This window comes from Lysobacter gummosus, assembly GCF_001442805.1.
Classification (GTDB): domain Bacteria; phylum Pseudomonadota; class Gammaproteobacteria; order Xanthomonadales; family Xanthomonadaceae; genus Lysobacter; species Lysobacter gummosus.
Map to the genome: position 1 here is coordinate 3,269,112 of NZ_CP011131.1, position 25,162 is coordinate 3,294,273.

21 protein-coding genes are annotated in these 25,162 nt (G+C 68.1%); 12 read left to right on the forward strand and 9 right to left on the reverse strand.

The genetic code is table 11. The features are described from left to right. Window position 1: 1 nt before the first annotated feature. Both LG3211_RS13240 and LG3211_RS13245 read right to left on the reverse strand, forming a co-directional pair. Window positions 2-3,493 carry an efflux RND transporter permease subunit gene (locus LG3211_RS13240; RefSeq protein ID WP_237049759.1) on the reverse strand — a complete coding sequence of 1,164 codons (3,492 nt, stop codon included), beginning with the start codon at window positions 3,491-3,493 and terminating at the stop codon, window positions 2-4. Window positions 3,494-3,568: 75 nt separating this feature from the next. Beyond that, complete coding sequence (locus LG3211_RS13245; RefSeq protein WP_057943254.1) at window positions 3,569-4,726, reverse strand: efflux RND transporter periplasmic adaptor subunit; 1,158 nt, start codon at window positions 4,724-4,726, stop codon at window positions 3,569-3,571. A 373-nt stretch (window positions 4,727-5,099) separates the two neighbouring features. Here LG3211_RS13245 and LG3211_RS13250 point away from each other — a divergent pair, with 373 nt between their 5' ends. Together LG3211_RS13250 and LG3211_RS13255 are read left to right on the forward strand one after the other, a co-directional pair. Then, on the forward strand, window positions 5,100-5,489 hold the full coding sequence (locus tag LG3211_RS13250) for a c-type cytochrome (RefSeq protein WP_057945472.1): 390 nt from the start codon (window positions 5,100-5,102) through the stop codon (window positions 5,487-5,489). A gap of 8 nt (window positions 5,490-5,497) precedes the next feature. Next, entirely contained in the window at window positions 5,498-5,956 is a 459-nt protein-coding gene (locus LG3211_RS13255) for a c-type cytochrome (protein ID WP_057943255.1), read from the forward strand. Between the two features lie 338 nt (window positions 5,957-6,294). Here the strand turns inward: LG3211_RS13255 and LG3211_RS13260 are convergent, their stop codons facing one another. Both LG3211_RS13260 and LG3211_RS13265 read right to left on the reverse strand, forming a co-directional pair. Continuing rightward, on the reverse strand, window positions 6,295-8,031 hold the full coding sequence (locus tag LG3211_RS13260) for a hypothetical protein (RefSeq protein WP_057943256.1): 1,737 nt from the start codon (window positions 8,029-8,031) through the stop codon (window positions 6,295-6,297). Window positions 8,032-8,050: 19 nt separating this feature from the next. Then, window positions 8,051-8,647 carry an NfuA family Fe-S biogenesis protein gene (locus LG3211_RS13265; RefSeq protein ID WP_057943257.1) on the reverse strand — a complete coding sequence of 199 codons (597 nt, stop codon included), beginning with the start codon at window positions 8,645-8,647 and terminating at the stop codon, window positions 8,051-8,053. A gap of 143 nt (window positions 8,648-8,790) precedes the next feature. Here LG3211_RS13265 and LG3211_RS13270 point away from each other — a divergent pair, with 143 nt between their 5' ends. From LG3211_RS13270 to LG3211_RS13280, 3 genes are read left to right on the forward strand one after another with little or no spacing between them, the layout of a single operon-like run. Continuing rightward, a complete protein-coding gene (locus LG3211_RS13270; RefSeq protein WP_057943258.1) occupies window positions 8,791-9,132 on the forward strand; it encodes a 4a-hydroxytetrahydrobiopterin dehydratase in 342 nt (113 codons plus the stop codon). 7 nt (window positions 9,133-9,139) lie between these two features. Further along, the gene (locus LG3211_RS13275; protein WP_237049760.1) at window positions 9,140-9,580 is read left to right on the forward strand and encodes an energy transducer TonB; all 441 of its coding nucleotides are present in this window, start codon (window positions 9,140-9,142) and stop codon (window positions 9,578-9,580) included. Between the two features lie 27 nt (window positions 9,581-9,607). Next, on the forward strand, window positions 9,608-10,150 hold the full coding sequence (locus LG3211_RS13280; protein WP_057943260.1) for a hypothetical protein: 543 nt from the start codon (window positions 9,608-9,610) through the stop codon (window positions 10,148-10,150). 16 nt (window positions 10,151-10,166) lie between these two features. Here LG3211_RS13280 and LG3211_RS13285 read toward each other — a convergent pair whose 3' ends face one another. After that, window positions 10,167-11,123 (reverse strand): RluA family pseudouridine synthase, encoded by a 957-nt coding sequence (locus tag LG3211_RS13285; RefSeq protein WP_057943261.1) that lies wholly within the window; start codon window positions 11,121-11,123, stop codon window positions 10,167-10,169. A 498-nt stretch (window positions 11,124-11,621) separates the two neighbouring features. Here LG3211_RS13285 and LG3211_RS13290 point away from each other — a divergent pair, with 498 nt between their 5' ends. After that, a complete protein-coding gene (locus LG3211_RS13290) occupies window positions 11,622-15,191 on the forward strand; it encodes an Rne/Rng family ribonuclease (RefSeq protein ID WP_057943262.1) in 3,570 nt (1,189 codons plus the stop codon). Between the two features lie 142 nt (window positions 15,192-15,333). On the opposite strand, the gene LG3211_RS13295 is transcribed toward LG3211_RS13290, so the two are convergent. Next, a complete protein-coding gene (locus LG3211_RS13295) occupies window positions 15,334-15,981 on the reverse strand; it encodes a response regulator (RefSeq protein WP_057943263.1) in 648 nt (215 codons plus the stop codon). 479 nt (window positions 15,982-16,460) lie between these two features. Between LG3211_RS13295 and LG3211_RS13300 the strand changes: the two genes are divergently transcribed. Next, the gene (locus LG3211_RS13300) at window positions 16,461-17,273 is read left to right on the forward strand and encodes an isocitrate lyase/PEP mutase family protein (protein ID WP_057943264.1); all 813 of its coding nucleotides are present in this window, start codon (window positions 16,461-16,463) and stop codon (window positions 17,271-17,273) included. A 501-nt stretch (window positions 17,274-17,774) separates the two neighbouring features. Then, complete coding sequence (locus LG3211_RS26415; protein ID WP_057943265.1) at window positions 17,775-19,253, forward strand: TIGR04222 domain-containing membrane protein; 1,479 nt, start codon at window positions 17,775-17,777, stop codon at window positions 19,251-19,253. 126 nt (window positions 19,254-19,379) lie between these two features. On the opposite strand, the gene LG3211_RS13310 is transcribed toward LG3211_RS26415, so the two are convergent. Then, window positions 19,380-20,123 carry an SDR family oxidoreductase gene (locus tag LG3211_RS13310; protein ID WP_057945473.1) on the reverse strand — a complete coding sequence of 248 codons (744 nt, stop codon included), beginning with the start codon at window positions 20,121-20,123 and terminating at the stop codon, window positions 19,380-19,382. 230 nt (window positions 20,124-20,353) lie between these two features. Here LG3211_RS13310 and LG3211_RS13315 point away from each other — a divergent pair, with 230 nt between their 5' ends. Beyond that, window positions 20,354-21,289, forward strand: a complete 936-nt coding sequence (locus tag LG3211_RS13315) for an AraC family transcriptional regulator (protein WP_057943266.1) — start codon at window positions 20,354-20,356, stop codon at window positions 21,287-21,289. A gap of 13 nt (window positions 21,290-21,302) precedes the next feature. Here the strand turns inward: LG3211_RS13315 and LG3211_RS13320 are convergent, their stop codons facing one another. Then, window positions 21,303-22,220: a LysR substrate-binding domain-containing protein gene (locus LG3211_RS13320; protein WP_057943267.1), complete on the reverse strand. Its 918-nt coding sequence runs from the start codon at window positions 22,218-22,220 to the stop codon at window positions 21,303-21,305. Window positions 22,221-22,285: 65 nt separating this feature from the next. Between LG3211_RS13320 and LG3211_RS13325 the strand changes: the two genes are divergently transcribed. Further along, on the forward strand, window positions 22,286-22,915 hold the full coding sequence (locus LG3211_RS13325) for a LysE family transporter (protein ID WP_057943268.1): 630 nt from the start codon (window positions 22,286-22,288) through the stop codon (window positions 22,913-22,915). Between the two features lie 38 nt (window positions 22,916-22,953). On the opposite strand, the gene LG3211_RS13330 is transcribed toward LG3211_RS13325, so the two are convergent. Continuing rightward, window positions 22,954-23,565, reverse strand: a complete 612-nt coding sequence (locus LG3211_RS13330) for a 3'-5' exoribonuclease domain-containing protein (RefSeq protein ID WP_057943269.1) — start codon at window positions 23,563-23,565, stop codon at window positions 22,954-22,956. Window positions 23,566-23,869: 304 nt separating this feature from the next. Between LG3211_RS13330 and LG3211_RS13335 the strand changes: the two genes are divergently transcribed. Together LG3211_RS13335 and LG3211_RS13340 are read left to right on the forward strand one after the other, a co-directional pair. Beyond that, window positions 23,870-24,556: an HvfX family Cu-binding RiPP maturation protein gene (locus LG3211_RS13335; protein ID WP_057943270.1), complete on the forward strand. Its 687-nt coding sequence runs from the start codon at window positions 23,870-23,872 to the stop codon at window positions 24,554-24,556. A gap of 116 nt (window positions 24,557-24,672) precedes the next feature. Further along, the gene (locus LG3211_RS13340; protein WP_057943271.1) at window positions 24,673-25,098 is read left to right on the forward strand and encodes an HvfA family oxazolone/thioamide-modified RiPP metallophore; all 426 of its coding nucleotides are present in this window, start codon (window positions 24,673-24,675) and stop codon (window positions 25,096-25,098) included. The last annotated feature ends 64 nt before the right edge of the window (window positions 25,099-25,162 follow it).

Consider the following 25,162-nt stretch of genomic DNA (forward strand, 5'->3'; position numbering starts at 1 on the left):
GTCAGTGCGCCTCCGCCAGCGGGTCGTTGTCGTGGCCGATCCGGTCCTTGGTCGCTTCGGCTTCGCGCTGCGCCTTGCGCACGCGATTGCGGTAGTACTCGTCGCCGCGGCGGTCTAGCAGATCGTAGACCACCGGGATCACCACCAAGGTCAGCAGCGTGGACACCAGCAGGCCGCCGATCACCGTGATCGCCATCGGCGAGCGCACTTCGGCGCCCTCGCCGGTCGCGATCGCCAGCGGCAGGAAGCCGAACAAGGTGCACAGCGTGGTCATGATGATCGGACGCAGTCGCGAACGCGCGCCTTCGATCAGCGCCTCGCGCTTGGGCACGCCGTGCTCGCGCAACTGGTTGACCTTGTCGATCAGGATGATGGCGTTCTTCACCACCAAGCCCACCAGCAGGATCAAGCCGATGAAGACCACCACCGACACCGCCGAACGCGTCAGCAACAGCGCCAGCACCGCGCCGACCAGGGCCAGCGGGATGGTGAACAGAATCACGAACGGATGCAGCAGCGATTCGAACTGCGAAGCCATCACGAGGTAAACGAGGAAGATCGCCAGGCCGAACGCGAACAACAGCGAATTGATCGACTGCTGCAGTTCCTCGCCCTGGCCGCCGATGTGCATGCGCACTTCCGGGCTCAGCGGCTGCTCGCGCACCAGCTTCTCGACTTCGGCGATGGCGCCGCCCAGGTCGATGTCGCGCAGATTCGACGACACGATCGCCACGCGTACCTGATCGGCGCGGTGGATTTCGCTGGGGCCGGTGGTGGCGATCACCTCGGCCACCGATTCCAAGGTCACCGGACGGTTGCTGCCGGGATTGACGATCAGACGGCGGATGCTTTCGATCGACGCGCGATCGGATTCGCGCGCGCGCACCAGCACGTCGATCTTGCGATCGCGGAAGCTGTAGCGGGTGGCGACGTCGCCGCGCACCTTCTTGACCACCACGTCGGCGATGTCGCGCGTGGCCAGGCCAAGCGCGCCGGCGCGGTCCTGGTCGAAGCGGATCTGGATCTCGGGGAAGCCCTGCTCCACCGTGGATTTGACGTCGGCGAAGTGCTCGCTGCCGCGCAACATCTTGGCCATCTGCTGGCCGGCGCGCTGGATGGTTTCCAGATCCTGGCCGCGCAGTTCGATTTCCAGCGGTGTGGAGAAGCTGAAGAGCTGCGGACGGGCGAAATCGACCTGCGCGCCCGGATGGCCCTGCATGGTGCGGCGCAGGCGTTCGGTTTCTTCCGCTTCGATCTGCTTGCTGCCGCCGTCGGCCATCACCACGGTGATCTTGCCGATGTTCTCGCCGCTCTCGGTCGGGTTGGCGTCCAGACGCGTGCCGCTGCCGCTGACGCCGAACCAGGCGTGGATGCCCGGGTCTTTCGCGTGCTTTTCCTGGATCTCGCGCACCAGCTTGTCGGTTTCGCGCAGCGGCGTGCCCGGCGGCAGCTTGACGGTCATGTCGAAGCGGTCCTGGGCGAGCTGCGGAATCAGGTCGGCGCCCAGCAGCGGCACCGCCGCCAGCGTCGCGGCGAACGCCAGCGCGGCCAGGCCCAGCACCAGCACGCGATGGCCCATCGCCGCCGGCAGCAGCTTCAGATAGCCGCGTTCGGCACGCGCATACGGCGCCATCGCGATATCGCTGGCCTTGCCCATGACAGGGCCGACCACCGCACCGACGCCGCGCCAGATCCGCACCACCAGCCAGGCGAGGCCGAAGAACACCGAGCGCACCGCCACCACGATCGCATGCGGAAACCACGCCAGCACTCGCAGCACGCCGTTCTTGGGCTGCCAGCGCGGATGCGGCGGTTCTTCCTGGAACCCCAGCGCCGGCCGGCCGCGCAAGGCGCTCAGCATCGGAATCAGGGTCATCGACACGATCAGCGAAATCGCGATCGCCAGCGCCACGGTCAGGGCCTGGTCGCGGAACAACTGCCCGGCGATGCCTTCCACGAACACCAGCGGCAGGAACACCGCGATGGTGGTCAAGGTAGAGGCGACCACCGCCATGCTGACCTCGCGCGTGCCGACCACCGCCGCTTCGAGTATCCCCAGCCCGCGTTCGCGCGCCTTGGCGATGGACTCCAGCACCACGATCGAATCGTCCACCACCAGGCCGGTGGCCAGCGCCAGGCCGCCCAGCGACATCACGTTCAAGCTCAGGCCGAGCCGGTCCATGAAGAAGAAGGTGGCGATGATCGACACCGGCAGCGACAGGCCGATCACGAACGTGCTCCAGCCGTCGCGCAGGAACAGGAAGATGATCAGCACGGCGAGGAAGCCGCCGATCACCGCGTCCTTCTTGACGTCGCTGATGGCGTGGCGGATGAACTGCGATTGGTCGTCGATCGTGGTCAGTTCCACGTCCGGCGGAATCTGCGACTTGATCTGCGCCAGCCGCGCCTGAATCGCGTCGGCGGTCGACACGGTGTTGGCGTCGCCTTCCTTGTAGATCGCCAGTTCCACCGCTTCCACGCCGCCCAGGCGGATGATCGCCTCGCGTTCCTTGTAGCCCTGGCGGACGTCGGCGATGTCCTTGAGCCGCACCGGCTTGCCGCCGGCTGCGGTGCTTTGGTCGCCCGAGTTCGCGCTCTGCACCGAAGCGGCCGCCGCCATCGCGTCGGCCGAGCCGGAGGCCGCGGCGACGCGCGCCATTTCCGCCGCCGCGTCGGCCGCGGCGTTGCCGCCGGCCTTCTGCGTGGTCACCAGCATCTCGCGGATTTCCGGCACGCTGGCGAATTCGTTGACCGTGCGCACCAGATAGCGCTGCGCGCCCTCTTCCAGGCGGCCGCCGGAGATATTGATGTTCTCCGCCTTCAGGCGCTGGATGACGGTGTCGATGGGCAGGTTGAGCTGGGAGATCTTCTGCTGGTCGATATCGACCTGGATTTCGTCCTCCAGGCCGCCGCCGACCTTGACCGCGGCGACGCCGTCGACCGGCTCGAGCTTCTTCTTCAGATCGTCGTCGGCGTAGCGGCGCAGCGCGGTGAGCTGGCGGATCGCCTCGCTCTCGCTGACTTTATTGCCGCCCTTGGTCGACAGCGCGATGCGCAGGATCGGCTCGGTGGACGGATTGAAGCGCAGCAGCACCGGCTTCTTGGCCTCCAGCGGCAGCTGCACGATTTCCATCTTGTCGCGCACCTCCAGGCTGGCCTGGTCCATGTCGGTGCCCCAGGCGAACTCGAGCACGACATCGCTCTGGCCTGTGCGCGAAACCGACTTCAGCTTGCGCAAGCCCTTGACCACGCCGACTGCTTCTTCCAGCGGCTCGGTGATCAGGGTTTCGACCTCGGTCGGCGCCGCGCCCGTGTACTCGGTGCGCACCGTGAGAGTCGGATAACTCAGGTCGGGCAGCAGATTGACCTTGAGGCTGTTGAGCGCGATCACGCCGAACAGCAGGAAGGTGATCGTCACCATCGCCACGGTCACGCGGCGACGGGTGGAAAACTCCACCAGGTTAAAGGACGTCGTGTCCGGAAGCTGAGCCACAGTCAGTCCCCACGTTCAAAAGAGTTTCGAAGGACGCGGCCGTAGGCCGGCCGCGTCGGACCGCAAGCGGTGCGCTTATTGCTTGGAAGCGGGCTTGTCGGCGGCAGGCTTGTCCGCGGCGGCGACCGTGGCCGGCTTGGTGTTGATCAGCAGCACCTCGGTGCCTTCGCGCAGGGCGGTCTTGCCGGCGACCACGACCTGCTCGCCGAGCTTCACTCCGGAGCGGATCTCGGCCCAGGCGCCGTCCAGATAGCCCAGCTTGACCGGCACGCGCGAGACCTTCTTGCCGCGCACCACGAACACCGCCGGATCGCCTTCGTCGTCCAGCAGCGCCGCGCGCGGCACCACCAGCGCGTCGGCGCGGTTGTCGTAGTCGATGCGCAGGCGGCCGAACATGCCCGGCTGCAGCACGCCGCCGCCTTCGAAGGAGCAGATCACGCGGAAGGTGCCGCTGCCCGAGTCCACCACCGGGGCGACGCGGGCGACGGTGCCGGTGAATACCTTGCCGGGCATGGCGTCCACCAGCATCTGCACCGGCAGGCCGGCCTTCAGGGTGGCCAGTTCGCGCTCGGGGACGTTGAGCGTGGCTTCCAGCTGCGAGGTATCGACGATGCGGATGATCGGCGAGTTGATCTGGACGAAGTTGCCGGTCTTGATCGAACGCGAGGCGACCACACCGGAAATCGGCGCTTCGACCTTGGCGTAGGACAGTTCCAGCGTGGCCAGGCGATTGGCGGCGCGCGCGCTGTCCAGGTCGTAGCGCAGCTGGTCGGCGTCGTTGGCGCTGAGCAGGCGCTGCTCGGCCATCTGCCGGGCACGGGCGTAGTTGGCTTCCAGTTTGCGCATGGTCGCGCTGGTCTGCGCGGCCTGCTGCTCGGCGCGGGCCGAATCCAGCCGCACCAGCACCTGCCCGGCCTTGACCAGCTGGCCTTCTTCGACCATGACGTCCAGGGCAACGCCGGAGGTCTTGGCCACCACCTGCGATTCGGCGCGCGCCTCCAGCGGCGCGGTGCCGGTGTAGCTGGCGGCGATCGCGCGCCGGGAAGCCTGCGCGACCTCGACCGGCACCGCATCGGATACCTTGTCCTTGGCCTCCTTGGCCTGCGCCTCGGCGGCGCCCGCTCCGCCCTTGCAGGCCGACAGTCCGAGGGTGCAAGCCAGGGCCAGGGCGGCCAAGGCCACCGTGCCGCGCACTGCCGGACCGCTGTTGCGGTTGTTGGTGAGTTGACGCATTCGAGACGACCCCAGTGTTCTAGAAATATTCGTCGGTTACCGGTCGTATGCCGGTGTTGTATATAGGTATATCACCGACCCGGAAAGCCAACATCCGCCGAAGGTCATGATGACTGGAGCCATGCATTTATTCTGAGGCACGGTTAGCGCGAGCGCCGTCGCTCGACGCTTGCGTGCCCGTTCTGCATGGGTTCCAGTCGGCCTTGGGTCGAGCTTGCGGCGCGTTCCGGGACCGGCGTCAGTATGGATGCGTCGATGGACGACTTCGTTGCAATCGTCTCGCCAGCTATACTCGCGGACTTGTGCGCGGCTTCGGCCCCGCAGAGCCAGCCACACCTTTCGCTAGCCACTCGAGATTGCGGACTACGACATGATGCGACCGCTGACGATCGCCGCCTGCTTTGCCCTGACCCTGTTCGCCGCCACCGCGGCCGCGCAGGACCCCGCCAAGGCCCCGGCTCCCGCCGCAACGGCCGCACCCGCCGCTGCTCCCGCCGCCGCCCCGGCCATCAAGGGCAATCCGGAAACCGGCCACCAGCTCACCTATACCTGCCAGGGCTGCCACGGCGTTACCGGCTATAAAAACGCTTATCCGAACTACCACGTTCCCAAGATCGTCGGTCAGTCGCAGGAGTACCTGGTCAACGCGTTGACCGAATACAAGAAGGGCGCGCGCAAGCACCCGACGATGCAGGCCCAGGCCCAGAGCTTCTCGGACCAGGACATCGCCGACATCGCCGCCTTCCTTTCCAGCGCCAAGTGAGCCGCCCCATGACGAATCCCAGCTTCCTCAAGAACGGCCTCGCCATCGCCACGCTCGCTCTCGCCCTGTCCGCCTGCTCCGGCGGCGGTGAAGTCCCGGCCGGCCATTCCTCGGCCGATCGCAACGAAGGCCACACCTCCTCGTCCTCGGGCCTGCCGGCCGGCAACGTCGAGCACGGCAAGGCACTGGCCAGCGACGGCGAGCGCAGCCCGACCAAGCAGTCGTGCGTGAGCTGCCACGGCGCCGAAGGCAATGCGCCGATCGACCCGACCTACCCGCGTCTGGCCGGTCAGTACCACGATTACATCGCCCACTCGTTGCAGATGTACCGCGACGGCGACCGCGAGCACGCGCTGATGTCGAGCCAGGCCAAGAATCTGAACGATCAGCAGATCGCCGATCTGGCCGCGTACTTCGGTTCGCGCGACAAGGATGTGCAGTTGCGCGATTTGCACGGCATCCATTGAGCCGCAGGCGCGGCTTGTCCGCGCCTTCAGGTCAAGAAAACGGCCCGCTTGCGGGCCGTTTTTGTGTCTGGGGTCTTGCGATTGGGACGGCCCGATTGCATCGGAGTCGCGCGGGCCGTGGACAGGACAGATTAGGAAATGAGACAGATCAGGAAACGACGGCGCTGTTTGGACTCCCTCTCCCGCTTGCGGGAGAGGGCTGGGGTGAGGGGATGAGCGCCGCAGGCGCGAATGCTCCTGCATAGATTTCCGCGATTGCCCGCGCCCGCAAGCAACGCAGGAGCTTCACGACGAAAGCAGCCGGACTTAGGGCCGAGCGCTTTCGTACGACGCCGCGGTTACCCACCCGGCGGCGGCCGCACGCTGCCGTTGTCTTCCTGCAGATGCTTCTTGAACGGAATATCCGGCGGCGGACGCGCCTGCGCCGGCTGGTCGTTGAGGTTGGGATCGTTGATGCCGCAACCGCCGCCGGCCATCAGCAGCACCACCGAGCACTGGATGCGCTTGCTCGTGCCCGGGATCGGAATCATCACCGTCTGCACGCTGCGCCGCACCCACTCGGCCAGCAGGGTTTCGTTCGGACGCCAGTACTTGTCCAGGCTGGTCGGCTCGTAATCGGTGGGCTTGCGCCGCAGCCAGGTGCCGGCGCGATCGAGGTTCTTGATCTCTTCGGTGATCGTGCCCGGCGGCTTGCCCGGCGAGGCCGAACCCGGCGCATCGGCCAGACGCGGGCTGCCGTCGCTGTTGTACAGGCCAGGCGTGTCGCCGCTCTGTGCGCCCGGACGGTTGCGGGCCGAATCGCCCCAATCGTCCCCGCGCTTGGGCGCCGACCAGGTGCCCGGCGCCGGGGTCGGCTTGGGCCCGGCCCCGGCGGTCGCCGCCGGCGGGCGCGAAGGCGCGGCCGGCGCAGCGCTGGCCGCGCTGGGACTGGGCGCGGCGGTGCTGGCCGGGGCCGTGGACGTAGCCGGCGTCGGTGTCGAAGTCGTAGCTGTCGCGCTCGGCGCGGTCGCGGCCGCAGGCGCAGGCGCCGATGTCGCCGCCGGTGCGGGCGGAGCGGGAATCGACGGCGTCGGAATCTCGGCCACGCGCACCTGCGGCGTGGCGCTGCGCAGTTGCGGGGTTTCGATCGGCCGCGTCGGCAACTCGCGCACCTGCAGTTGCGGCAGCGGCGCCGGCACTTCGCGCACGGCGATCTCGCGCGGCTTGGCCGCGACGGTCGGCAATGCGATATCGCGCTGCGGCACTTCCAGCGTCGGCGGCTGCACCGGCGCGGGTACATCGACTGTGCGCACCGGCTGGGCGGCGGACTCGATCTGCGGCACCCGCAGGGTCTCCTCCACGCGCTTGCGCGTCGGCGGCAGCACGAAGATCTGCGGGGAATCGGGCACGTCCTTGCTCACCATCACCGGCTGCTCGACGGTGGGCGGCGGGATCTGCGGCTCGGGTACGTCGCGCTGCGGCACGTCGGGCAACTGCGCCTGCAGTTCCGGCGTCGGCGGCGTGCTGACCTCGACCTGCGGCGGCGGCACCGCGGCCTGCGCGGTTTGTTGCTGCGGCTGCGGCGTGGGCTGCGGCGCCGGTTCGGTTTGCGGCTGATCGCTGGGTTGCTGCTGACCGCCGCCGGGTTCCTTCGGCGTGCCCTCGCCGATGTATTCGACCATGGTGACGGTCTCGCCCTGCGGCGGCGGCCGGGTGGCGAAATACTGCAGATACATCAGCCACACCAGCAATCCGCCGAACAGCAGATGCCACAGCAGCGACACCACGCCCGCGGCCCAGCGCAGGCCGCGCTCCTCGCGCGCCGGCGGCTGCCATTGCTGGCGCCACAAGGTCGCGAAGGCTTGCCAGCGATTGAGCGACTCTACCCGCCGCGGCGGTTGCGCCAAGGGCCGCTGCGCCAGCGCGGCGACCATCGCATCGCAGGTCGCGCCGGTGACTTCGCCGGGCTGCGGACGCAGCGAATCCAGCCACGACTGCCAGCCCGGCGGAAACTGCCCGGGCGGAGGCGATTCGCGCCGAAGCGAAAGCCGCAGCTTGCGCTGCAGGGCTTCGATGATCGATGCGGCGGTGGGCATAGGCTGCGCCGCGCCGGGGTCAGGCCGCGGTATCGCGCGGCATGTACGGCGCGTGGCCGGTGTCGTGGTCGGTCGCGTCGCGTACCGCGGTCACCCCGGGCACCTTGCTCATCAACGTGGTCTCGATGCCCTGCTTGAGGGTCACATCGGCCATGCCGCAGCCGTGGCAGCCGCCGCCGAAGCGCAGCACCACCACGCCGTCGGCGGTGACTTCCTGCACCGAGACGTTGCCGCGATGCTGGGCCAGTTGCGGATTGATCTCGTGCTCGACCAGCCAATGCACGCGCTCGACCAGCGAGGCCGACTCGGCCGGCACTTCGCCCTTGATCTTGGGCGCGCGGATCTGCAGCTGGCCGCCGGTGGCCTTGTTTTCGTAATCGATCTCGGCGCCATCGAGGTACTTCACGCTGTCGGCGTGCAGCCACAGGGTGAAGCCGTCGCAATCCACCGCCCACTCGTCGCCGGCCAGATCGGCCGGCTCGGCGAATTCCAGACGCACGTCGGCGCGCGCCGTGCCCGCGTGAACGGCCGACAGGCGAACGCCCAGGCCCGGCAGGGCCTCGCGCTCGATCAGCTTGCGGAAATGGGTCTGGGCGGATTCGGAAATATTGATCATCGGGCTATTCTAGCGGGGTCGGTGCGGCCTGATGCCGTGCACGCATCCTACGACCGTCGGCGATACGATTCCGTTCATATGGTGTCGCGCCGGCGCAAACGCAACGCCGCGGCGCCCGCGCCAGGCCGCCAGGAGTCATCCGCATGAACGACCTCATCCCCCTGCCCCAGGCCCACTGCACGCCCCTGCGCGGCAGCGAGCACCGCCTGAGCGAAGCGCGCGTGCGCGAACTGCTGCCGGAAGTGCCCGGCTGGGAGCTGGCCGAGGACGGCCACGCCCTCACCAAGACCTTCCGCTTCGACAACTACTACCGGACCATGGCGTTCGTGAATGCACTGGCCTTCATGGCCCATCGCGAGGATCATCATCCCGACCTCGGCGTCCACTACGACCGCTGCGTGGTGCGCTATTCCACTCACGACGTCGGTGGCCTGAGCGAAAACGACTTCATCTGCGCGGCCAAGGCCGAAGCCCTGACAGGTTGATCACGCCATGAACGCAACTGCTCGCCGCATGTTCGACACCGTTTCGCCGCGCCTGGCTCCGGCGCTGGCCGCCGGCCTGATCGCGGCGCTGATCGCCGGCTGCGGCCAGCGCGCTCCCGAGGAAGCGGTGATCCCGTCCACGCCGCTGCGCGCGGTGGATACGCCGCCACCGCAATACCCGCAGGAAATCGGCTGCGACCAGATCGGCGGCAAAGTGGTGCTGCAGCTGACCGTCGGCGTGGAAGGCAAGCCGACCCGGGTCAACGTGCTCACCAGCAGCCAGACCAAGGCGCTGGACGATGCCGCGGTCAAGGGTGTGCAGAGCTGGCGCTTCGAAGCGGCCACCCGCAACGGCAAGCCGGTCGCCACCGACATCCAGGTGCCGGTGACCTTCCACGCGCCGCCGTCGCGGCCGGAGCATTGCGGACAGGCGCCCAGCGGCCTGTAAGCGGGCCGCACGGCGCAGGACAGCGGCATGGATCAGCGACGGCTCGCCGCGCTCGTGCGCTGGGACGACATCGGGCTCGGGCAGTTCGAGTTGCATGTGCCGATGTTCGATCGGCCGGTGGACTTCGTCCTGTTCCCCGCCGACGGCGCGGAATCGGCCGTCACTCAGGGCATGGCCCGCACCGTCGAGGACGTGCTGCGGCTGGAACCGGCAGCGCTGGCGACGATCGAATCGCTGCTCTGGGAGGAATGCCTGTTTTCCTTCCAGGTCGCCGACTACGGCGTAGATATCGAACCCGGCGAAACCTCGCTGCAGGCGCACCTGCGCGAGTTCGGCGTGGCCTCGCCGCAAGACGCCTGGCGCAAGGCCCGGCTCACCGAGATTCACATCAGCGACGGCCACGCCGCGCGTTTCGCCCAGATCAAGTTCGACACCGTCGCCAATAATCTGATCGGCGTCATCGTCAAGGACGGCCGGATCGTGGACGACGACGACGACGGCACCCACCTGGGCTGGTTCGAAAGCGACGAGCGCCACGCCCACAAACGCCGGCAGAAAACCCTGAAATGATCCGCCGCCGGGCCGCTTAGCCCAGGCGGTCGAGCACCTCGATCAACTCCGGCGCCAGCGGCGCGTTGAGCAGATACGGCTCGCGGCCGCCGTCGAGCGCGAACTCCAGGGTCGATGCATGCAGGAACAGGCGGCGCAGGCCGGCCTGATCGCGCAGGCGCTTGTTGGTCTCGGCCTCGCCGTATTTGTCGTCGCCGGCGACCGGATGGCCGATGTGCTGCGCATGCACGCGAATCTGGTGAGTGCGGCCGGTTTCGATCCGCACCTCGCAATACGATTGCCCGCCGCGCCGTTCCAGCACCTTGAAGTGGCTCAGCGAAGGCTTGCCGTCGCGATGGACCTGGACATGGCGCTCGCCGCCCTGGCGCAGGCCGATGTGCAGCGGCGCGTCCACGCTCATGACCCCGTCGGGCATGCGCCCGGTCAGCAGCGCCAGATAGCGCTTGGCGATGCCGCCGTCCTCGCGCATCAAGGCCTGCATCTCGGTCAGCGCCGAGCGCTTCTTGGCCACGATCAGCAGCCCGGAGGTGTCGCGGTCGAGCCGGTGCACCAGTTCCAGGGTGTGGCCCGGCCGCGAGGCGCGCAGTGTTTCGATCGCGCCGAAGCTGATCCCGCTGCCGCCGTGGCTGGCGACCCCGGAGGGCTTGTTCAGGGCGAGCAGGCGCGCATCCTCGAACACGATCGCCGCGTCCAGGGCGTCCATGAAACCTTTCGGCGGCATCGGCTTGTCGCCCGGCTCACTGAGACGGACGGGCGGAATGCGCACCTCGTCGCCGGCCTCGAGCTTGCGCTCGGCCTTGGCCCGCCCCCCGTTCACGCGTACCTGGCCGGAGCGCACCAGCTTGTAGATCAAGGACCTGGGAGCACCTTTGAGTTGGCCGAGCAGGAAATTATCGAGCCGCTGTCCATCGCGGTCATCGGGCACGCGCACGGTACGAGCACCGGCATTGGCGGAGTTTGCTGACTGGGTCATCCCGAAGCGTTATCTGTTACACTCGCGACGCGAGATAAGGTTTTGATTTCGCAGGGAGTTGTACCAGCCATTACGCCTGACAAGCGTGCGGCCCGGTACGGGGCCGAAAGCCCCTCTCGCGATTCCGGTCCGCGTCTAACCACTGCCCACGGGGTAGCCATGTTAGCAGCGACGGACCGGCGGAACCGGCCTTCGCCCGATGGGTCAAACCATCGCGATGAACAAAAGTTGTGCGGCGCCAGGGCCTGACGCTCGATTGAGCCGGTCCAAACCGCCGCCCCGCCCCGTGCGACGTTCGCGTCGCCGGCCCGAAAGTTTCAATAAGTAAGAAGCGCTCCCGCGGCGTGCCGTGGTGATGTAGCGCTGGAAGTGGAGGCCTCGCCGGCGCGCGGGCGGCCCGCATTCGTTGCGGCCGACGATCGCGACGGAGGCGCCTGTGTTCCCAGATTGCGAAACGCCATGGCGTTCCGCGCGGTAGAGCGCGCGAGGAACGCAACAATGAAGCGCATGCTGATCAACGCGACGCAGGCGGAAGAACTGCGGGTCGCCATCGTCGACGGGCAAAACCTGTACGACATCGACATCGAACAGCCGTCCAAGGAACAAAAGAAGTCCAACATCTACAAAGGCCGCATCACCCGGCTGGAGCCCTCGCTTGAGGCCGCTTTCGTCGAATACGGCGCCGAACGCCACGGCTTCCTGCCGCTGAAGGAAATCTCCCGCGACTATTTTCAGCCCGGCGTGGACCACAACAAGGCCGGCCTGCGCGAGCTGTTGCGCGAGGGCCAGGAGATCGTGGTCCAGGTCGATAAGGAAGAACGCGGCAACAAGGGCGCCGCCCTGACCAGCTTCATCTCGCTGGCCGGCCGCTACATGGTGCTGATGCCCAACTCGCCCACCGCCGGCGGCGTTTCGCGCCGGATCGAGGGCGACGACCGCGCCGCCCTCAAGGAGGCGATGGACAAGCTCACCATCCCCGACGACATGGGCGTGATCATCCGCACCGCCGGCGTCGGCCGCGACGCGGAAGAGCTGCAGTGGGACCTGGATTACCTGCTGAGCATCTGGAAGGCCGTCACCGACGAAGCCCTGAAGAAGCCGGCCCCGTTCCTGCTGTACCAGGAATCGCGCCTGATCATCCGCGCCCTGCGCGACTACATGCGCGCCGACATCGGCGAGATCCTGGTCGATACCGACGAGATGTACGCCGAGGCGCGCGAGTTCGTCGAGCAGGTCATGCCGCACAACCTGCGCAAGCTCAAGAAGTACGTCGACGAAACCCCGCTGTTCAACCGCTTCCAGATCGAATCGCAGATCGAGAACGCCTACGAGCGCACCGTGCGCCTGCCCTCCGGCGGCGCGCTGGTGATCGACCAGACCGAAGCGCTGACCGCGATCGACGTCAACTCCGCGCGCGCCACCAAGGGCGGCGACATCGAAGAAACCGCGTTCAACACCAACCTGGAAGCGGCGGAGGAAGTCGCGCGCCAGATGCGCCTGCGCGACCTGGGCGGCCTGGTGGTGATCGACTTCATCGACATGTCGTCCAACCGCCATCAGCGCGAGGTCGAGAACAAGCTGCAGAACGCGCTCAAGCAAGACCGCGCGCGCGTGCAGATCGGGCGCATCTCGCGCTTCGGCCTGCTCGAACTCAGCCGCCAGCGCCTGCGCCCGTCGCTGGGCGAATCCAGCCAGCTGGTGTGCCCGCGTTGCGACGGCCACGGCCGCATGCGCAGCGTCGAATCGCTGTCGCTGTCGATCCTGCGCGTGGCGGAAGAGCACGCGATGAAGGAAAACACCGGACAAGTGCTGGTGCAGGCGCCGACCGAGATCGCCAACTTCCTGCTCAACGAAAAGCGCCGCGCGCTGATGGAGATCGAGCAGCGCCACGACTCGCCGATCGTCATCGTGGCCGACGAACACCTGGAAACCCCGCACTACGAAGTCACCCGGGTGCGCGAGAACGAAATCGGCGAAGAAACCACCAAGCCCAGCTACCAGCGCGGCACCCAGCGCAAGCTGCCGGTGCATGCTCTGACCAAGGCGCATCTGAATATTCCGGATGCGCCGGCGGTTACCAATGTGAAGCCCACCCAGCCGGCGCCCTTGCGGGAACCGCGCGAAGCGTCCGTGGCGGTGGCTCCCGCCCCGGCGCCGGTCGCTGCGCCCGTCGCCGCGCCGACCCACTCGATCGGCCTGGTCCAGCGCATCCTGCGGATCTTCCGCGGCGCGCCGCAGCCGGCCGCGACCACGCCCGAACCCGCCGGCGGCCGTCCCCAGGACGGTCGCAACGGCCGCGGCGAGCGTAACGATCGCGGCAACGGCCAGCGCCGCGGCAACGATCGCAACGAGCGCAACGGCAAGGGCGGACGCGACGGCGCACGCCGCGACGAAGCGCGCCAGGACCGCGAGCCGCAGGCCCGCCGCGACAAGCCGCAGGTGCAGGTGCAGGCCAACGCGCAGAACGGCCAGGCCCAGCAGCCCAAGCAGAAGCAGCCGCAACCGCAGCAGCCCAAGCAGGCGCAGCAGCCCAAGCCGCAGAACGCGCAGCAGAATCCGCCGCCGCAGCCCAAGCCGCAAGGCGAGGAACGCAACGCGCAGGCCAATGCCGGCAACGGCCAGGCGCCGCGCGCGCCGCGTAACGAGCCCAAGCCGCCGCGTCAGGATGCAGCGGCCGAAACCGCCGCCGCTGTCGCCGTGCCCGCGGCTGCCGCTGCTGCAGTCGCCGCGCCGCTCGCGACGCCGCCGGTAAGCGACGACACCACGCTCAAGACCGAGGCCGCCGTCGCCGAAACCGCGACCGCCACCGTCGAATCGCGCGAAGGCGATGCCGCACAGGCCGATGGCACGGGCGAAGGCGGCGGTCGCCGCCGTCGCGGCCGTCGCGGTGGCCGTCGTCGTCGTCGCGGCAACGGTGAAGCCGGCGCCGCGGGCGAAGGCCAGGGTCAGGACGAGAACGGCTTCGACGACGAAGACGACATGGGCGCCGAGCCCGCCGCGGCTCCGGCCGCCGCGCACCGCTCGCAGCCCGAGTTCGACTTCGAAGACGACTCCGGCGCCGCTGCGCCGCGCGCGCAGAACGCGCCTGCGGCCACGACCGCAGCAGTGGTCGCTGCCGCCGCGAGCAGCACCTTCGTGCCCTCGCGCGAAAGCGCCGCCGACGGCAAGCCCTCGTTCGCGCATTTCGGCGAACACGCGCACGGCGACGCCGAAGCGGCGAAGCCGGTGAAGACCGAACGCGCCGTGTTTGCGGCCGAACCGGTCGCGGTGGAATCGGCTGCAGCGGAACCGGCTCCGGCCGTGTCCGCCCAGGTCGAATCCGCACCGGCTGCGTCCACGCAGGCCGAACCGGTTCGCCATGAAACGGTAGCCACGCCGGCCCCGGCCGCCGTCGCCACCTCGTTCACGGCGCCGGCCAGCAGCTTCGCCCAGCCCGCGTCGTCGTTCGCAGCCGACGTTCCGGCGGCGACGCCGGCCCAGGCCGCCGTGGAAGCGGTCGAGCATGCCAAGCCGGCCATCGCCGCGGTCAGCAGCGGAGCCTCCGCGCAGCCGCGTGAATCGGCCCCGGCGCAGCCGGAGAAGGTCGAGCCGTCGGCGCGCATCGAGCCGACGGTGGTCGAACCGGTCGTGGTCGAGTCGCCCACCGTGGTCGAAACCGCGGTGATCGAACCGGTGGTGATCGAGCCGGCGGTAACGCCGCGCGATGAGAACCCCGGTGAGGCCGAAGCCTCTGCCGCTAACGTCGCCACGGTCTCGCCGGCGGTGGAAGCCGCGATCGGCCTGCCGGTCCAGCCGGCCGCACCGATCGTGGTCGCGCCGATCGAAACCGCTCCGACGGCGTTCGCGACGCCCGTCGCCAGTGCGCCCACGGCGGAGATCGAACCGATCGCCTCCGAACAGGCCTCGCCGCTGACGCCGCGTACCGGCGGTCTGTTCGACACCCTGCCCCATCCGGCCGCGGTCAACGCCGACGCCGCCAGCGATACGGCGCAGGACGAAGAAGGCAAGACCGGCGACGGCGAGCACGACGGCGGTCCGGACGACGGGCAGCACGAACGCCGCGCCTGATCCCCGGGCATCGGTCGGTCGCCTCGCGCGACCGATCGCCGGCAATAAAAAAAACCGGTCGCGCGAGCGGCCGGTTTTTTTTGTCCGCATGAAACGCGGCAGTCGATGTTTTCCGCGGCGATCGGGCCGCGAACTTACTCAGTCAAAGCGAATGCGCCGGGTCGGCCAATCCGTACTGCGCCGCCAGTCGCGCCAGGGCGATGCTGTCGGTGATGGTGAGCTTCTCGAACAAACGCGTCTTATGCGTGTTGACGGTCTTCGCGCTCAGGCTCAGCCGCTTGGCGATTTCTTCCTGGCGGAAGCCCTGCACCAGCAGCAGCGCGATTTCCAGCTCGCGCGGCGACAACTCGTCGAACGGCGAAGCGCCGCCGTCGAGATTGGCCAGGGCCAGGTTCTGCGCGATGTTGCTGGCCAGATAGCGCTTGCCGCGCGCCACGTCGCGGATCGCCCGCAACAGTTCGCTGGCGTCGCCGCCCTTGCCGACATAGCCCGACGCGCCGGCTTCGAGCAGACGCTTGGGCATCGGCCCGTCTTCGAGCACCGAAACGATGATCACGCGCGTGCCGTGGTCGCCCTTGACGATGCGCTCGGTCACTTCCAGGCCGCTTACGCCGGGCAGGTGCAGGTCGCACAGCACCACATCGGGCTTGAGCTTGCGCACCAGCGGCAAGGCTTCCTCGCCGCTCTCGACATCGCCCAGTACTTCGATATCCGTTTCCGCCGACAGAATCATGCGCATGCCGGTACGCACCAACGCATGGTCGTCCACGATGAATACACGGATGGTCATAACGTCCCCAGAAACACGCTCAGCCCACGCTCGCGAGGCTACGCGGCAGCATAGGGCCGCGCAAGGCATTGATATTTATTGACTCAACGGCGACGCCCCGGGTCCGCATAAACGGCAGATTTGTTCCCGCAAAAAAGCGTGCATCGGCGACGATGGCGATCGCAACTGATGAACTGCGTCACAACTCGGCAATCGCTAGGCTGAGTTGCTACCACAGGCGCGGGCCAATGGTATCTCAGCTGGGCATCGGCGACCGGATCGGCCGCACGAATGGCCGGAAACCGGTGTTGGCTGTCGTTTTAGCGGTAGCGGCACCGGGCCGGCACGTCATCGCGGACCAGTCCGGGCCGCGAACCGTGGCCGCTCCCGCAGGCCCGCGGCCGGCGCGAATCCGGGCGCACGTCGAGTGCCGAAAACGGCGAGTCGCGACCGCGCCGGCGTGGCATCCTGCCCGCCTTATCGCACTGAGCCCACCGGCCATGAACCATCAAACCGACCTCGCCACCCGTTTCCACGCCCTCCACCATGACGGCCTGCTGCTGCTCGCCAACGCCTCCGACGCCGGCAGCGCGCGCCTGATCGAAAGCCTGGGCGCATCCGCCATCGCCACCACCAGCGCCGGAGTCGCCTGGTCGCACGGCTATCCCGACGGCGACGTGCTGCCGGTGCGGCGCCTGGTCGCGACCGTGGCCGACATCGCGCGCGCGATCCGGGTGCCGCTCACCGTCGATGCCGAAGGCGGCTATTCCGACGATCCGGTCGCGGTCGCCGAGACCGTGGCCGGGCTGATCGATGTCGGCGCGGTCGGCATCAACCTGGAAGACGGCGGCGCCGATCCGGAGCTGCTGTGCGCGAAGATCGAACACATCAAGCGCGCCAGCGCGCGCCTGGGCGTGGCGCTTTACCTCAACGCGCGCACCGACGTGTACCTGCGCGGCCTGGCGCCGCCGGAACGGCGCGTGGAGGAAACCCTGGCCCGCGCCGCGCGCTATCGCGCCGCCGGCGCCGACGGCCTGTTCGTGCCCGGGCTGACCGATGAAGCCTCGGTGCGCACGATCGCCGCCGAGGCCGGCATGCCCTTGAACCTGCTCGCGCGCAGCGCGCTGCCGGGCGCCGACGAACTGCAGCGCTGGGGCGTGCGTCGCCTGAGCGCCGGCTCGGACATCGCCCAGTCGATGTATGCGCGCATGGCCGCCTTGGCCGCCGGTTTTCTGCGCGACGGCGACTGCAAGCCGCTCTCGGCCGAGGCGATGGCGTATTCGCAGGTCAATGCGTTGTTTCAGGATCGCTGAAGCCGTCGTGGGGTGAGCGCTTCCGCCTGTGACTTCGCGCGGGCGGAAGCGGCTTTGTACGAGCCCGGCGGCCACCCAGAGCGAGCAGAACCACGAGGTGGTCATGATGGTCGGCATCGTGTGGGCTCATGGAGTCGCTGCGAGCCGACAGTGACCGGCTGCAATGGGAGGGGCTTCAGCCCCGATGCTTTTCGATCAAATCGCCAGACTTTTCCACAATCCGGCCATCTGATCGAAAAGCATCGAGGCTGAAGCCCTCCCTCAAGAGCCGCGCGCGTTTGCAAGATCTTCCTACTCAGCGCATCCGATCCATCGCGATGATGCGATTTACCCGTTAAATTTTCGCCATCGATCCAGGCCAGCGGCTAGCCCGATCCGGCTATTTCCCCGCAACCGCGCGACGCGTAGCTTGCCGGCCAAGCTGGCACGGCGAGCGCAAAACCCGCACCGCCGCGCAGCGATCGCACAGCGGTTCAATGGATGGACTAGCGGAGGATTGTCATGAACGATCCGAACACGACGGCGACGGACAACGCGCAATGGACACCGGCTCAACAGCAATTGTGGCAACGGCTGCGCGACTATCGTTTCGACGAGCCGGACTCGGAGGAATTCGCCCTGCGCGTCGCCACGCACGCGCAACTCGATATCGCCGACGCGCAGGCCGCGATCGAGGAATACCGGCACTTCTGTTTTCTCGCGATCAGCGCCGGACACCCGGTCACGCCGAGCAAGCTCGTCGATGAGGTGTGGCACGCACACATCACCGACACCCAGCGTTATCTGAGCTTCTGCCGGCACACGCTCAAGCGCTGGCTGCACCACGTGCCTTCACGCGGCGGTGTCTCGGAAGATCGGCGCCACCAGCGCCAGTACGCCGACACTGTGCGCAGCTACACACGCTACTTCGGCCAGCCGCCGCAAAAATTCTGGCCCGCGCCGCAAATCGAACCCGCCCCCAAGCCGGCACCGGCCATCGGCCGCGCCGTCGCGCGCGAACCCGCGCACGGCCTGTCCTGGATGCTGCGCCTGAGCCTGATCGCCGGCATCGCCTATCTGCTCATCGCCGCCTATTACGAGCAGGGCAATCCGCTGCACTGGCGCGGGCCGGGATTCCTGCTGTGGTACCTCACCCTGATGTTCGCCGCCTACCGGCTCGGCGCCTGGCTGCGGCGGCGCGCGCTGGATCGCGGCGATCGCGGTTCGCGCAAGGCCGACCGATGGGAGCTGGCCTATCTGGCCGGTGGCGCGGAACGCGTCGCCGATACCATCGTCGCCGAATTGCTGGAACGCGATGCGGTGACGCTCGAGTTCGACCGCGACCGCGTCGACAAGGCGCGCCGCACCGGGCGGGTATGGCTGCGGCCGCGTGAGTTGTCGCCGCAAGAGCTGGATGCGCTGCCGGCGATTCTGCGCGAGGCGCTGGATGAGGTCGTGCGCACGCGCAAGGCTCTGTCCAGCATCCTGCTGGCATTGCGCGAACGCCACCAGCACATGCACCGGCAGTTGCAGGACTCGGGCCTGACCAACACGCCGGAGCAGCAGCACAAGGCGAAGGTGTACTCGATGGCGCCGCTGGCCGCGCTGATATTGCTGGGCCTGATCAAGATCGATATCGGCTTGAGCAATGACCACCCGGTCGGATTCCTGACCGTGCTGACGATACTCACGGTGTTGATCACCCTGACCCGATTGCCGTCCAAGCCGGACGAACTGCTCAGCCATGCCGGCGAGTGGGAGCTGTTCCGCGCACGCCAGCGCCAGCGCAGCGAACCCGGCGACGCCATGACCTACGTCGCCCTCGCCGGCCCCATCGCCTTGATCGGCACACCGCTGGCCGACTATCACCAGGTTCGTGCCCCGCACGGAAGCAACGCAGGCGGCGGCGACGGAGCCGGGGGTGGCGGTGGAGGCGATGGCGGCGGCGGCGGAGGTTGCGGCGGCGGCTGTGGCGGTTGCGGGGGCTGCGGCGGCGGTTGATGCCGTCTGCCACGGCGACCGAAACCTGTAGATTTCGCCGAGCAATCGCCGCTGCCCTGCGCATCATTCCAATCGATCGACGGGTCCGCGACACCAGCGCGGACCCGTCGTGTCGAGGCTACGGCTTCAGAACGATCCCGCCGTCGGCCGCACGATCACCTCGCTGACGTCCACGTCCGCCGGCTGCTCGATCGCGAAGCCGATCGCGCGCGCGATCGAATCCGGGCCGATGGCGATGCGGCGGAATTCGCGCATGCCCTGCGCAGTGTCCGGATCGGTGATGGTGTCGGCCAGTTCCGACTCGACCACGCCGGGCGAGATCGTGGTGACGCGGATGTCCTGGTGTTCCTGGCGCAGGCCGTCGGAAATCGCCCACACCGCGAACTTGGTCGCGCAGTACACCGCCCCGGTCGGCACGACGTAGTGCGCGCCCAGCGAGGCGACGTTGATCACCTGGCCGTGGCCCTGCGCCTGCATCGCCGGCAGCACCGCGGCGATGCCGTGCAGCACGCCGCGGATGTTCACGTCGATCATGCGGTTCCATTCGTCGAGCTTGAGCGCCTTCAGCGGCGACAGCGGCATCACGCCTGCATTGTTGACCAACACGTCGATGGCGCCGAACTCGGCTTGCGCATAACGCACGAAGGCGGCGAAGTCCTCCGCGTCGGTCACGTCCAGGGCGCGATAGCGCAGCGTGCCGCCGGCGGCGGCGAGGGTTTCGCTCAAGGCTTGCAGGCGCTCGGTGCGGCGCGCGCCGATCACGACCTTCGCGCCGCGCTCGGCGAGCAGCCGCGCGGTCGCCTCGCCGATGCCGCTGCTGGCGCCGGTGATCAATACAATTTTGCCTTGCACGTTGGGGTGGGTGCTCATCTCGAAATCCTTCGCTTGGGGCGGACGCGGGTCGTCCGGCTTGGTCGCCACTGTGCGGATGGCGGCCGCGGCCGCGGTAGAACGATCGCGGCCGGTTCTTGCACGATCCTCCATAACCCGGCTCCAGCCCTTGCCGCGCCCGCCGCACGGACGGATCATCGCAGCCATCCCCACCCCGCCGAATCCTCGGTAAAACCCCGGATTTCGGCCTATTCAACAGGCATCGCGCGATGGAAGCGGTAGAACGGCTGGCTCAGGCGATTGATCGAAACTCCGGCATCGACGGCCTGCACCCGACCGCCTTGCCGCGGGTGCAACTGATCCGCTCCAGCCGCCGCGTCGATGCAATCCACGAGCTGCATCGCCCGGCGGTGTGCATCGTCGCCCAGGGCAGCAAGCGGGTGATGCTCGGCGACCGCATCTTCGAATACGACCGCCGCCGCTATCTGGTGGTGTCGGTGGACGTGCCGATCCTCGGCCAGATTGCCCAGGCCAGCGAGGACGAACCTTATCTGTGCCTGCGCCTGGACCTGGACCCGGCGGTGCTGAGCGCGCTGTGGCTGGAATCGGGTCTGCCCGAGCCGGCCGACAGCGCGCCGGGGCCCAGCCTCATGCTCAGCGATGCGACGCCGGATCTGCTCGATGCCGCGGTGCGGCTGCTGGCCCTGCTCGACCAGCCCGACGACATTCCGATGCTGGCGCCGCTGATCGAGCGCGAAATCCTGTACCGCCTGATCAAGGGCGAACAGGCCACGCGTCTGCGCGAGATCGCCCACGGCGAGAGCCGGCTGCGCCACGTCACCCGCGCCATCGACTGGATCAAGCGCAACTACCGCGAACCCTTCGACATGAGGCAACTGGCCGCGCACGCCAGCATGAGCGCCTCGGCGCTGCACGCGCACTTCAAGTCGGTGACGCGCATGAGCCCGCTGCAGTACCAGAAGCAACTGCGCCTGCAACAGGCGCGCGGACTGATGCTGGGCGAGGCGATGGACGCGACCAGCGCCGGACACGCGGTCGGCTACGACAGCCCGTCGCAGTTCAGCCGCGAATACAGCCGTTTGTTCGGCGCGCCGCCGTTGCGCGACGTGGCCCGCCTGCGCGAATTGCCGCCCAGTTTCCAGGGCTCCGCAGCGAGCACAGGCGCCGGCTTCGCGCAGAACTGAGCCGCGCCGCTGCTCAAGCCTGCGCGCGCAGCCACGCCAGCAGCGCGGCCGCCGGCGAGCCTTCGCTTATCGCCTGCGGCGAAAGCAGGTGATAACCGCTGCCGTCGGCGGCGAACCCCTGCGGCGCGACCAGCACACCGGCCTCGATATCGTCGCGCACCAGTTGCCACGGCCCGATCGCGACGCCCACGCCGGCCGCCGCGGCCTGCAGACTGAAGTAGAAATGTTCGAACGCCTGCGTCTGCACGACCGGTACGCGCCGTCGCGCCGCCCGCGCCCAATCGGCCCAGGCGCCGAGTCGGGTCGCGCTGTGCAGCAACACCGCCGATTCGTCCCACTGCGCGCGCCGGCCCTCGCCGCGCAGATGCCGCGCGCGATAGGCCGGACTGCACACCGGGCCGACCCGTTCTTCGAACAGCAACTGCGCGTGCACGCGCCGGCCCCAATCGAAATCGTTGCGGCGGATCGCCAGATCGATCTCGCCGAACCCGACCGGACCTCCGCCGGCGACCAGTTGCAGGCCGATGCCCGGATGCGCGGCCTGGAACGCCGGCAGGCGCGGAATCAGCCAGCGCATCAGCAAGGTCGGCTCGCACGACAGCACCAGCGCGGGCTTGCGCGGCGGCTCGCGCAGTTCGCGAACCGTGGCGGCGAGTACGTCGAAGGCCGCGGCGGTGGCATCGCGCAGACGCTCGCCCGCCGCGGTCAGGAATACGCGCTGGCTGCGGCGCTGGAACAGCTCGACCGCGAGCGCGTCCTCGATCGAACGCACCGCGCGGCTGACCGCGCCGTGGGTCAGATGCAACTCCTGCGCGGCGCGGGTGAAGCTGCCCAGGCGCGCGGCTGCCTCGAAACAGCGCAGCGCGCCCAGCGGCGGCAGCTCGCCGCGCCGATAGCGTGAGTTTTCCTCACCAGGCTTGTGATCATTCATGGTTTGCGGCCTCGATCCAGCGCCTCTAATTTAGCCTTATCCCCGAACTCCGGCGCAGCCCCCCGATGCAGGAATTGATAGCGGTAGTCACCATCACCGTGCTGGCGGTGATCAGCCCCGGGCCGGATTTCGCGATGGTCTCGCGCAACAGCCTGCTGCTGTCGCGCCGCGCCGGCGTGCTGACCGCGCTCGGCATCGGCCTTGGGGTCTGGGTGCATGTGGCCTACACCCTGCTGGGGGTGGGGCTGGTGATCCAGCAATCGCTGCGCCTGTATGCGGCGCTGAAGATTCTCGGCGCGCTGTACCTGATCTACCTGGGCGTGAAGATGCTGCGCTCGCGCGCCGAACCGGCGCCAGCCGCGGGCCTGCCCGCCGAGCCGCCGCCGGCGATCTCCGACGCCGCCGCATTGCGCACCGGTTTCCTGACCAACGCGCTAAATCCCAAGTGCACGGTGTTCGTGGTCAGCCTGTTCCTGCAGGTGGTGCAACCGGCGACGCCGCTGGCGCAGCGGATCGGCTACGGCGCCTTCGTCAGCGCCACCCATGTGCTGTGGTTCGCCCTGGTCGCGCTGCTGTTCTCGCATGGCGCGGTCCGCGCCGGATTGCTGCGCTGGCGGCACGGGATCGATCGCGCCTTCGGTGCGCTGCTGATCGGTTTCGGCGGTTTACTGGCCGGATCGGCCTTGCGCCGGTAACTCGGACCGCTGATCCGGGACTGCATCGCCGACCGCGCTCACGCCGGGTCGGCCGAACGCGCGGCCTCGGCGCGGAATTGCTTCAGCGCCGCGCTGTCGGCCTTTAGCTGGGCGAGCATCTTGCAAAACAGCCGCCCCTGCTCAATCGCATCATCCAGGGCGATGTGCGTATGCGGATCATCGGAAAACCAATGTCGCGGCATCGCGCGCTTGCTGGTATCTCGATACGACAGATCGAGCACGGCCATCGCCAAGGTCTTCATGTCCAACGCGGAATGACTGAACGGACTCTCGCCAGTAAAACGGATCAGGTACCAGTAGACGAAGCTGAAATCAAAACCGGCCGGATAGGCGACGAACACCGGCTTGCCCGGCAGATCCCTGAGCCAAGCCAGGTACTGCGTCATCACATCCGACGGTGGCCGGGCATCAACCCGCGCTGCATCCCAGGCCTGCGGTTGCTCGGCCCACCACGCCAGCGTTTTCGGATCACCCGCAGCGCCTTCCAGCTCAAGCAGGTTGGCCGAGAACGTCGCGATCAGTTCGCCGTCGGCGGTAAACGCCGCCGACCCCAGACTCAACATCGAATTCGCCGCCGGAATCGGCCCGTCGGATTCGATATCCGTGGATACGTAGATTTCCTTCGCCATGAATCGTGTATCCCTGCAAGCGGAGCGATCGCGGCCGTCGAAAAGCGGCGCTGCTCAGGATTATGCCTGCGCTTCGTCGATGATCGAGCATGTCGGCCGGCCAGACCCGACCTGATCAGGCCGCAACCGCAGCCATCCGCAACTACTGCGCCGTCACCCTCGGCCGAGCTTTGTATCCGAATGTATCCAACCACCCCATCCGTGCGTTTGGCTGACAAATCCCCGCCTGCGCCGACACCCTGACGATACCGCGACGCCCCGAAATAGCCCCATCCCAACCGGGCCGGCCTTTCAGGAGCGAACCATGCGGTATCTGCCTTCCACCCTCTCCTCCCTCACCCCGCGCATCGATGCGGTGGGCCGCTGGCTCGCGCCGACCGGTCTGCGCGTGTTGCTGGCTTGGGAATTCTTCGAAGCCGGCCGCGAGAAGTGGTTGGGCGAGAACTGGTTCGCCGATCTGGGCGACAAGTTTCCGCTGCCGTTCTCGCTGCTCGGGCCCGATGTGAACTGGACCCTGGCCACCTGGCTGGAACTGAGCGCCAGCATTGCGCTGCTGTTCGGACTGGGCACGCGCTACGCGGCCTTCGCGCTGTGGGTGCTGACCGTGGTCGCCATCTACGCCGTGCACTGGCCCAGCGATTGGTCGAGCCTGAGCGAACTGTGGCAGGGCTACGCGATCAGCGACCAGGGCCACGGCAACTACAAGCTGCCGCTGCTGTATCTGGTGATGTTGCTGCCGCTGATCCTCAACGGCGGCGGCCACCTCAGCCTCGATCATCTGCTGAGCGCCGCGCGAACCGCCCGCGCGAACAGCGGCTTCGATCGCCGCGCCTGGGGCGTGACCGCACTGGCCTTCGGCTTGCCGCTGAGCCTGCTGCTGCCCTGGCTCGGCGGCGCGATGGCCGCCGTCGGCGTCGCCCTGATCGCATTCAAGCCCGGCCGCGCTGCCGATTCGGGCGCGATGACGAAGGCCTTCGCCGCGGCTCGTTAAGCCGCCGCCGTCCATCGCATCCCGCGGCTTCGACCGCCGCTGCACCGACTCGCTTCCCCTCGCCGCGCATGCGGCGCCCACCCCTGCGGCATCGCCGCGATCTTTGGAGAAACACCATGTCCCGTAACGACTCGACCACCCGCACCTCGACCCGCAACCACAGCCTCGGCCTGATCGGCGTCGCCCTGGCCGGCGGCATGTTCCTGAGCGGTTCGGCCTTCGCCGTGCAGCCGCTGGCCCAGGGCTATCTCGCCTCGGCCGGCCACGCCGCCAAGGCCGGCGAAGGCAAGTGCGGTGAAGGCAAATGCGGCGAAGAGAGCTTCGCCAAGACCGACACCAATCACGACCAGAAGGTCTCGCGCGAAGAGTTCATCGCCGCCGCGCCCAAGCGTGCCGCCGAGTTCAATCAGATCGACACCGACAAGAACGGCAGCATTTCCCTGCCCGAAGCCCTGAAGTCGGTCGAAGCCGCGCGCAAGGCCGCCGGCAAGTCGGTGGGCGAAGGCAAGTGCGGCGAGGGCAAGTGCGGCGGTCAGGCCTGACCGTCTTGCGCCCCTTCCTATCCCTCCCCGGGAAGGGGCGCCTTTTTCTTCCATGCGAGATGCC

Coding starts and splice junctions, on each gene's coding strand:
- LG3211_RS13265 (WP_057943257.1), bottom strand. CDS start 8,647: ATGATCAATATTTCCGAATCCGCCCAGACCCATTTCCGCAAGCTGATC.
- LG3211_RS13285 (WP_057943261.1), bottom strand. CDS start 11,123: ATGACCCAGTCAGCAAACTCCGCCAATGCCGGTGCTCGTACCGTGCGC.
- LG3211_RS13270 (WP_057943258.1), top strand. CDS start 8,791: ATGAACGACCTCATCCCCCTGCCCCAGGCCCACTGCACGCCCCTGCGC.
- LG3211_RS13320 (WP_057943267.1), bottom strand. CDS start 22,220: ATGAATGATCACAAGCCTGGTGAGGAAAACTCACGCTATCGGCGCGGC.
- LG3211_RS13315 (WP_057943266.1), top strand. CDS start 20,354: ATGGAAGCGGTAGAACGGCTGGCTCAGGCGATTGATCGAAACTCCGGC.
- LG3211_RS13335 (WP_057943270.1), top strand. CDS start 23,870: ATGCGGTATCTGCCTTCCACCCTCTCCTCCCTCACCCCGCGCATCGAT.
- LG3211_RS13275 (WP_237049760.1), top strand. CDS start 9,140: ATGAACGCAACTGCTCGCCGCATGTTCGACACCGTTTCGCCGCGCCTG.
- LG3211_RS13245 (WP_057943254.1), bottom strand. CDS start 4,726: ATGCGTCAACTCACCAACAACCGCAACAGCGGTCCGGCAGTGCGCGGC.
- LG3211_RS13250 (WP_057945472.1), top strand. CDS start 5,100: ATGCGACCGCTGACGATCGCCGCCTGCTTTGCCCTGACCCTGTTCGCC.
- LG3211_RS13255 (WP_057943255.1), top strand. CDS start 5,498: ATGACGAATCCCAGCTTCCTCAAGAACGGCCTCGCCATCGCCACGCTC.
- LG3211_RS26415 (WP_057943265.1), top strand. CDS start 17,775: ATGAACGATCCGAACACGACGGCGACGGACAACGCGCAATGGACACCG.
- LG3211_RS13330 (WP_057943269.1), bottom strand. CDS start 23,565: ATGGCGAAGGAAATCTACGTATCCACGGATATCGAATCCGACGGGCCG.
- LG3211_RS13310 (WP_057945473.1), bottom strand. CDS start 20,123: ATGAGCACCCACCCCAACGTGCAAGGCAAAATTGTATTGATCACCGGC.
- LG3211_RS13325 (WP_057943268.1), top strand. CDS start 22,286: ATGCAGGAATTGATAGCGGTAGTCACCATCACCGTGCTGGCGGTGATC.
- LG3211_RS13340 (WP_057943271.1), top strand. CDS start 24,673: ATGTCCCGTAACGACTCGACCACCCGCACCTCGACCCGCAACCACAGC.
- LG3211_RS13290 (WP_057943262.1), top strand. CDS start 11,622: ATGAAGCGCATGCTGATCAACGCGACGCAGGCGGAAGAACTGCGGGTC.
- LG3211_RS13295 (WP_057943263.1), bottom strand. CDS start 15,981: ATGACCATCCGTGTATTCATCGTGGACGACCATGCGTTGGTGCGTACC.
- LG3211_RS13280 (WP_057943260.1), top strand. CDS start 9,608: ATGGATCAGCGACGGCTCGCCGCGCTCGTGCGCTGGGACGACATCGGG.
- LG3211_RS13260 (WP_057943256.1), bottom strand. CDS start 8,031: ATGCCCACCGCCGCATCGATCATCGAAGCCCTGCAGCGCAAGCTGCGG.
- LG3211_RS13300 (WP_057943264.1), top strand. CDS start 16,461: ATGAACCATCAAACCGACCTCGCCACCCGTTTCCACGCCCTCCACCAT.